Below are 4,730 nucleotides of genomic sequence, written 5' to 3'. Positions count from 1 at the left end.
AAAACAAAAAACAAATATATGAGGAATAAAATTGTCCCTGCGGGCAACCGCAGGGTTTTGCTTTTTTCTTAAGTTGACGGCTATGGTGTCATCGCAAACCATATAGTATCTATTTAATAAAATTATACCGGCTTATTATTACAAGAGTTATTATTTGAGCACATAAAGATTCAGAGGGACTCTTTAAAAGAGGGTATGCTTATTAGCTGATTTGTATTGTAATAATGATTGGGGGTATATGAATAATTTACGATATTTGAGTGATGCTTAATTATAAAAAAACACTTCTTCTTTTACTTTTGATCGTTTTTACTGCAACGACATTTGGACAATTAAATCAATATTCAAAAGGCTTTGAAAAAGGCTTTAAAGAAGGCTACTGTTACAATGACGGCGTAACCTGTGTACCTCCTTCAACTCCTTTAACGCCATTACCCAAACTTGGAGAGACCTATGGGGATTATCAAGCTGGGTATAATAGAGGATTCCAAATCGGACTTGATCTGTATAGACTACAAAAGGGAAAGTCGGCAATAGTAATAAATTCTCAATCATATAGTCAAAAAATCCCCGATTACACACCTTCGGAATACGTACCCCCTGTGGATTTAGATTTGTTACGAACAGTAATAGAGAGAAAACAAAGAACTTATAATACTCGTACAGACTGGATTCAAGAACGATTAGATAAAATTGGCGATTTAGCTACCACTCTACTAAAAGACTATGCTCCCGATGAGTATGTACGAATTAGTAATTCCTATCATAAATTCATCAATGAACAACTTAATGGGCAAGCACTTGATTTGACAAATAACTCATTGTTTAATCAAATAGTTGGTATTCTAAATAAATTTGAAGAGGATATATATGATTCTTACAAAAAAGGTACCAGTGAATTGAATACAGTGCTTATTCCAAATCGTTATTCTTTTAATTATGCTAATACTAAGTGCGAGTTTAAAAGCGTAAACGGTAAAATACAATTCTATTTAGTAACAGATAAATTAAAAAAAAAGGTTTCTGTATCTCAGCAAGTAACGTTTAGTTTAATAACAGAAGATTTTAAAGAACTACCATCCATAAAAATCTACTATATGTACTCTTTGGCGGACAATAGTTATTTTTATACAGTACAAAAGAAAGTTGAAGGAACATCAGCAAAACTGGAAACGATGAAATATATATTTTCAGCAAAGGCTTTTATTATGTTTTCAAATCCAGCCCGTGATTTTTGGTTATTTGATGAGGGGAGATCACAAACAGGAAACTTGGTGGATTTAGGTTACAAGTCCTGCAAAAAAGAAAATGGAACAATTGGTATATTTCAGGTTTATCAAAATAGCGGGACTAATAAAAAGTATTACATTCCCAGAGATACTTTTAAAAACGGAGTACTCAACTTGGAATATCCGATATATGTTAAGTGATAATATATTATAGTTAAAAACACACAGCATCTAACGTAAATCAGGTTAAAGAAGCAGTAAGCATTGATAAAAGAGAAGTAAAATAGCCATGTAATCTGTTATTGAAAAGTATAAATCTGCAATCGTAAACATATTACTATATTATTTTTTATAAGGTGCTATGAGGTCTGGAAGTCAGAGGTAGGGCAAGCTTAGCCAGGAAGACTCTAGGATACTTAGAAAGTACAGTGCGATAGCTTCTTGGGTAGAAGTATCGTAAGTAAACGAATATATATCAAATTTCTCATCTACTAAAAATGAAATGAACCATTATTTATATATCATATGGTTTATCAATAGAAGAGGAAATGCTGTCACATCACTAAATCATCAACATTAATTATTATGATAAATAACAAGATTGATAGTAGGGCAGGAGAAGTTCTTGCAAAATGGTATTTAAGATTCAATGGCTATTTCGTTGTCGATAATTTTATTGTTCACGCAGCAGATGACATACATCGTGTTTCAAAGAATATGGTTGGTAATCACACAGAGACGGATATACTTGCGATTTGACACAAATTCAGCAAGGAAATTACGGGGCCTTTGCATATTGAAAATGATACAAGAATTATCAAGCCAGACAGTTTAATAGATTTTGTTATTACTGAAGTCAAAAACAGGAGAACAACATAAACCTAATAAACTTTGGACGGAAAAGAAAATATCAGTAATAGAGTATATTCTTCGTTTCGCAGGCTTTATTGACACTGAAAATCAATTTCGTTTATTGCAAAAGAATTGCCCTAAAAGAGCTTTTATCATGACCCAAATAGCAAGTTCTCAGTCAGACTTGTTCTTATTAGCGAAACGAAAGCAAATAAAAATTGGCACCATTTGACTAATATTCTTTTTGACGACATTATAGACTTTTTCGTTGATATCAGAGGACCGTGTTGGATAGAAAAAAATATTGGTACAGCTTCGATTCACGTTCAGTCGGATACTTTGATTAAAAATATTTTTGATATAGCAAATGATCTTTCTATGGACATTTACAGTCGAAAACAAAACATAAAGAAACTGCTACAGCAACCGATAAACAAGTAAACTTTTATTTCACCTAAAAGACAACCTATCTGAGCTAACATTGCAGCTACATGGTAAAATGAAACTCCATATCTTTATTTTCAAATTGAAAAATATTATCAATTAGTGGTATTTTTGCATTAGATATGACAACATTAACAATACATATTCCTGATAAAAAAACCAGCCTTGTAAAGCAACTTTTGAAAGAGCTGGACGTTACAATAGAGCCTGTTGTTACTAAAAAAAATAACCATAGTTCCTTGCCTCATCTGCCTAACTCCGAAACAGTAAAGGCTATTGAAGATGCCAGGAAAGGGAAAACAAAACAAATTACGGATTTCAAGGCTTTTTTTGGAAGCATCTGATGTACAAGGTTGAATATACTAACAAGTTTCTGAAAGATTTAAAGCTGATAAAGAAGCGGTCGGCAAAGGATTTTGCCTTAGTCGCTGATTTTATAGAAAATGAGCTTGCGGTTAAGGGTGCTAACGGCTTGGACAAAAAATATAAAACCCATAAACTCTCCGGAAATTATTCAGACAATTGGGAATGTCATATCAAGAGCGACTTGCTTATTATTTGGATAGAAGTTACTCCGAATATGAAAATACTACTGGTCCGCCTGGGTTCACATTCAGATTTATTTTAAAAACTAAATGGCTTTAAATTCATTCGGTAATTAGAAAACCGCATCTGTGCATCCGTGGCAATTAACTTTTACCCCGATCATTAATGGCTATTCTCAATATACAAAATCTCTTTATTCAATACGGCCTCAAAACTGTTATAGAGAACTTCTCTCTAACAGTAAATACGAACGAGGGCTGGATTATACGCGGCGAAAGCGGAAGTGGTAAAACCACTCTGGCAAGGGCTATTGCAGGCCTGGTGAAGCACTCGGGGAATATTGAAATAAATTTTGACAATAAAAGTGCATTGCCGGCCAGAACGCTTTTTGTAGAAAACTGGTATCGCTTTACCAATCTCGAGGGAGACAGGAATTTTTATTACCAGCAGCGGTACAATCACCAGCAAAGAAGAGATACAGTAACTGTAGGCCGCGAGCTGGAACTGTATGGGAAGGAAAATTCACTGGACATCGACACGTTAAATGCTCTGGTAACAACATTTCAATATAACAAAGTTCTGGATGAGCAGCTTTTTGAAATATCAAGCGGGGAGCATAAAAAATTGCAATTAATAAAAGCCTTGTGGCTCAGTCCGCAGCTGCTTATCATTGATCAGCCTTATACGGGATTGGATAAAGACTCACGCGCGCATCTTAATCAATTGCTGAATGAATATATATTTAAAGGAGGTACGCTCATCATCATTAGCAACGATATAGAGTTACCCGGATGTGTTCATCATCTTATAGAATTAAAAAATGGGAAAATTGTAAATCGTGATTACAATGTAAATGCTCAGTCTCCTATTTCTCCTTTCGGGGAAAACGCAAAGGGGGCTGGGGTAGAGGCTCTTCCCGCTTTCCTTACAAAACCACCTGAATATACATCGCAGGAACTCGTGTATATGAAAAATGTTCATGTGCGATATGATGAAAAATATGTGCTGACTGGTATAAACTGGCAGGTAAATGCCGGCGAAAGATGGCTGTTGCAAGGTCATAATGGTTCTGGGAAATCCACGTTGCTAAGCCTCATCACAGCAGATCATCCCCAGGCCTATGCCAATGATATAAGGTTGTTTGGCGTACGGCGTGGTGGTGGTGAAAGTATATGGGATATTAAAAAGCGCATCGGTTTAATATCACCGGAGCTGCATTGGTACTTTGATGCTAATGCTACCGTTTCACAAAGCCTGGCTTCCGGTTTCTTTGATGCTAATGGACAGTACCAGCGACTGCGTTATGCTCAAAAACAACAGTTAGACGAGCTGCTGCATTTTTTAAACCTATACGATGTAAGGGATGAGCTGCTGGTTACACAGCCTTTGGGCAAGCAGCGTTTAGCGTTATTGGGCCGCACTATTATTAAAAATCCGCAATTATTGGTATTGGATGAACCATGCCAGGGATTGGATCAGCAACAAACACAATACTTCAATAACCTGGTAGATGAGATCAGCAAAAACGGTGTAACCATTATTTATGTTGGGCATTTTGAAACGCAATTGCCTTCATGCCTTACGCATAAGCTGGTTTTGGAAGATGGGAAAGTTATACAGTATACTACATTTGTTTAGATCTTATATTTTACTCAATAC

Annotated in this window: 4 protein-coding genes; all 4 read left to right on the top strand. The window is 35.5% G+C overall.

The features are described from left to right. The first annotated feature begins 263 nt into the window (after nucleotides 1-263). The 4 genes from QM652_RS14100 to QM652_RS14085 all read left to right on the top strand — a co-directional run bounded on the left by QM652_RS14100 (nucleotide 264) and on the right by QM652_RS14085 (nucleotide 4,709). A complete protein-coding gene (locus tag QM652_RS14100; protein ID WP_415076883.1) occupies nucleotides 264-1,430 on the top strand; it encodes a hypothetical protein in 1,167 nt (388 codons plus the stop codon). 1,217 nt (nucleotides 1,431-2,647) lie between these two features. Beyond that, nucleotides 2,648-2,869: a hypothetical protein gene (locus tag QM652_RS14095; RefSeq protein ID WP_415076881.1), complete on the top strand. Its 222-nt coding sequence runs from the start codon at nucleotides 2,648-2,650 to the stop codon at nucleotides 2,867-2,869. Next, nucleotides 2,869-3,153, top strand: coding sequence for a type II toxin-antitoxin system YafQ family toxin (locus tag QM652_RS14090; RefSeq protein WP_415076879.1), 285 nt, complete (start codon nucleotides 2,869-2,871; stop codon nucleotides 3,151-3,153). Before QM652_RS14095 ends, QM652_RS14090 begins: the two co-directional genes overlap by 1 nt. An 83-nt stretch (nucleotides 3,154-3,236) precedes the next feature. Next, nucleotides 3,237-4,709: an ATP-binding cassette domain-containing protein gene (locus QM652_RS14085; protein ID WP_415076877.1), complete on the top strand. Its 1,473-nt coding sequence runs from the start codon at nucleotides 3,237-3,239 to the stop codon at nucleotides 4,707-4,709. Nucleotides 4,710-4,730: the final 21 nt, after the last annotated feature.

Origin of the sequence: Legionella sp., assembly GCF_047605385.1 — a bacterium.
Classification (GTDB): Bacteria; Pseudomonadota; Gammaproteobacteria; order Legionellales; family Legionellaceae; genus Legionella.
This window is presented reverse-complemented; position numbering and strand designations above follow the sequence as displayed.

Excerpts from the sequence above, each read along its gene's own strand:
- QM652_RS14100 (WP_415076883.1), top strand. The coding sequence starts at position 264 with ATGCTTAATTATAAAAAAACACTTCTTCTTTTACTTTTGATCGTTTTT.
- QM652_RS14095 (WP_415076881.1), top strand. The coding sequence starts at position 2,648 with ATGACAACATTAACAATACATATTCCTGATAAAAAAACCAGCCTTGTA.
- QM652_RS14090 (WP_415076879.1), top strand. The coding sequence starts at position 2,869 with ATGTACAAGGTTGAATATACTAACAAGTTTCTGAAAGATTTAAAGCTG.
- QM652_RS14085 (WP_415076877.1), top strand. The coding sequence starts at position 3,237 with ATGGCTATTCTCAATATACAAAATCTCTTTATTCAATACGGCCTCAAA.